General features: G+C 42.3%; 2 protein-coding genes. Both read right to left on the bottom strand.

Going from position 1 to position 3920, the window contains the following annotated elements; genetic code table 11:
- Positions 1-2757: malectin domain-containing carbohydrate-binding protein (locus tag WKF69_RS17960; RefSeq protein ID WP_340383672.1), on the bottom strand; the 2757-nt coding region annotated here is incomplete at its 3' end.
- 723 nt (positions 2758-3480) lie between these two features.
- On the bottom strand, positions 3481-3879 hold the full coding sequence (locus tag WKF69_RS17965; protein ID WP_340383674.1) for a tyrosine-type recombinase/integrase: 399 nt from the start codon (positions 3877-3879) through the stop codon (positions 3481-3483).
- Between the last annotated feature and the right edge of the window lie 41 nt (positions 3880-3920).

Here is a 3920-nt window from a genome sequence, read left to right on the forward strand (position 1 = left end):
TACAGTCGCTCCCTCCATCAATACATCAAATTTGCGTTGATTGGATCCACCCCAAAAACTTTCAGAAAAATGAAGAACTACAGTGTAATCACCATTGGCCACTGGAAGATTATAATACACATGACCACTGCTTCCCCAACGCTCTGATTGATAAATATTGTCGTTTGTTGTGTTGCTGATTGATGAGCCGGTAGTACTTGTGTTACCTGGTGAAGGAGAATATAAAGTGTCAGCAGAGAATACTCCAAGATCATTTGAGACCTGGCCACCTCCGGAATTTATGCGATATACAACTGGTATAACTTCGATACCACATACCTTTGCTTCATTCGCGCCGCCTGAACCGGTCCTGGCGTCGAAGTAGATTGTCAAGGTGTCATCTGCTACGGTTGTATTAAAGGTTTCGAACGTCGCTGTATTCGATCCGACTTTCGCGTAGATGTCATAATTATCTTTAACCAGCACATTTTCGATCTTGATGTCAAACTTCCTTTGACCGGTGGCTCCCCAGAATGTTTCGGCAAAATGCAACACAACTTTATATTGCCCATTTGCAATAGGCAATTTGTAGGTCATTTCACCTGAACTGCTAAAGCGTTCTGTTTGATATAAAGCATCATCAGTGGTACCGGCGATAGCATTGCCGGTAGACGCAGTATTACCAGGTGAAGGCGAAAATGATGCATCTGCAGTAAAGTTGCCTAGTGAAGTGGTTATAGCTCCACCGCCCGCGTTGATCCGGTAACTTGTGGGTGTTCCGCTTGCTGACGCGTAATGAAGAATAGCTCCTCTAATTGGTTGCAGGGTTATTGAGTTAGGATAATATGTGCCGGCCAAAGTGTAATAGTTAGCACCTAACGAAACCGAAGTAGCGCTCGTGGTTGGATTGGTAACCAGCCGAACTGAATCATTAGGAATGACTTGCATTGTTGAATGAGCGTCGTAACCTTGTGTACTATAAGCTGACTGCCAGGACGCGAGAGTATAATCCGCTTCGGAAGTGGTGGTCATGCCGTCAGGAGTAACGACAAGGTAAATGATATTTCCCGCCTCAGGACGACCGTAATAATTAGAATCAATTACACCAAAAGAGTTAATCTGTCCCGTATATCTCGTTTGATTATAAAGTAGACGTTCACCTGACAGTGCATAAATGGAATTATAAGTAACATGTAAATCCTGAATTGGCTGTGTCGGCCCTGCATTATCGTGAACCAGGCCAATGCCTGCGCCCTGAGTTTTATAAATTGAGTTCCGTCTTATATTGATCTGGTGAGCATTGTGCAGGAAAATCCCAAAACGCGAAGCATTAGAAATAGTATTGTCAACGATATCGACATAGCCAGTCAGATCATCCATATAAATGCCTGGTTCGCCGCCATAATTATGAGTTGAAGTGCTCAGGCTGTTGCCAATGCTGTTGGTGATAATGTTGCCAGAAACAACCCTGCCAACCAGATTTTCCCCGTTGGTATAAATCCCTCCGCCATCAGTTAAGGTTAGCCCGGCTGAATCAACAATATTGCCTCTTACTTGAGCATATTTGCCCGCAAATGTAATTCCGCAATAACCCACCCTCCTGACGATATTTGTATCAATGATAATACTGTCGCTCGCAATTGAGACATCGCCATAGCAAAGAATACCATCACGTTGCTGGTTATTGCTTTGTCCCAGCTGAGGGATCAATCCACAATCCGTGATCGTATTGAACCTGATTTTCGTGTAAGACGAATAAATGTTTTTTATGCCAGTATTTGAAATGTTGGTAATGGTGTTATGTTCGACCGTCATTCGAACGGTTTGGTCAAATGAAATCGCGTCAATACCAATTTGGGAGAAATCGCAATTGGTGATGGTCCAATTTTGTACCAATCGGCCTCTCATCGCATCACCGTCGTAACCTGTGATAGCAAGATTATCAAAAGATAAATAATTGGGCGAATACTCGCATTTGATAAAGTTTTCCGAAGTGGCGGCTTTGACATTAGACGGCGTGGCGACAGAATAAACAGTCAGCGTATGTCCGACAGTGTCATAATACCATTCGCCTGTGCTATCAAGCGTGTTCGGATCATTTTGAATAAAGAATCCATTTCCATTGACCGGGGTGTTGACATTGTCAGAATAAAAGAAAATGGTTGTGCCATAGTGAGAAGCAATTCTATTCATATCGAAATCGTAATCGTTGATCCTGATGGCGAGTTCGGCATTGGTCCAGTCATGGGTGGAAGATGGCAGACCTGAACTGGTAATATGAAGCCGGTCAGAATGGCTATCGACCGTTAAATATCCAGAATTCGGATAGCGTCCCATTGGTGTTGTTACCCCGCCAAGCGTTACAAGGTTTAACCTGGAACCACTATTACACGACGCCACCCATTTGTGACTTCCAGACGAAGTTTCGGTCCAAGACGATAGCGATACCAGCCCCGTAAAAATCGGCTTGTTTCCACTTCCATAGGCGCCATAAATAATTGGATTGCCGGATGAACCGGCGTGAGTAGCGCTGATAGTTCCCACAAACGTATCACCACGTTTAAAAAGCACCTGGTCTCCAGGCATAAGGTTTAAGCTGTTTAGTTTTCCTAATGTTTGCCAGGGTGTGGTGCTAGTATTGCTTCCATTATTATCATCGCCGGCACTGGTCGAAAAATAATAAATCGCTGAAAAGGAACTCACCGACTTAAAGAAGAGAAGCAAAAGTATAAATGACTTTAATGAGAAGCCGCTGTTAAAGAAAGTAAATTTTTTCATTTGATAACAATTTAAGTATTGAAAGGATATATAACGCACAGTGTCAAACACGATATCGCATCGTGAGATCTTGGGTTCGGACATGCCCCGGTCAGCATAGACAAAGGAGCCCTCTTCCATCGCAAAGACTACAATGAATAGGTACAATAACGTGCATGTCGACTTGCCAGTCAATACATGAACGGCTCAATGTATTGCCATGAATGAACGTTCCATTCAGATGTCAGGCCACGGAAAGGACGATAGCTCGAATGCTGAGGATATAGCGAGGAGTAAAACTTATTAAGCAGTGTTACAATCCAGACTTAATAAATTAATCAAGATGTCGTTAAAAGATCAGCAGAGCTTATAAAAAAATCAATTCGGATAAACAGAGATGTGGAGGTTTTTCATTTTTTTTCAATTTTTGTTTAAGGTTTAAGGTTTAAGAGAATGCAATAGGCGATGCATTGACAACCCTAAAGTAGTAAAAAAGATTGATGGGCAAATTTTTAATCAATAAATTTTCTGTTACCAAATTAATTCGTTCTTAACACCATTTGTTATACCTCGCTGAATTTTTGGAATAATCGTTTTTAATATCTTAGGCATAGCTTCACCAAGAATAGCAAATGATAGTGGGACGACGCCTTTGATGGATCAAAACCTCTGGCAGCACTGTTGTCTACAATCCTTTGAACTTACCGTCGTGGCAGTATTATTATACTGAGATAAAATAACTCCTTATTGGCTGTTGAACATGGCGTTCGTCGCTTTCTGCATTGCATGACGAACAGGGTCTAAATTTAAACGCGCATAAACCTGTGTGGCCTGAAGCGATTTATGCCCCAGGCTCTTACCGATGATTTGTAAGCTGGCCCCCGTCAAGGCTTGAAAACTGCCGAATGTTCGGCGCAAATCATGGACATGAACATCCATTAAGGCGATCCGCAATGTTATTTGCTCATGTTTGGTTCGGGCTGTCACTTTTTTAAATACATCGTCGACTTCCTTTGGGCTAATTATTCTTAAATCATCAGGCACTATAAGATGTGATAGATTGGGATCATTTGCCCAAATTTGCAATGAAGCCTTTTGCAACACCCGTGCCCATTGCTGCCGGTAATAACAGGGCAAACGCATTATAATTCTTTTGCGGTATTAAGCAATTGGAACACGTAATC

This window comes from Daejeonella sp. (genome assembly GCF_037719425.1).
In the GTDB taxonomy this organism is placed as follows: domain Bacteria; phylum Bacteroidota; class Bacteroidia; order Sphingobacteriales; family Sphingobacteriaceae; genus Daejeonella.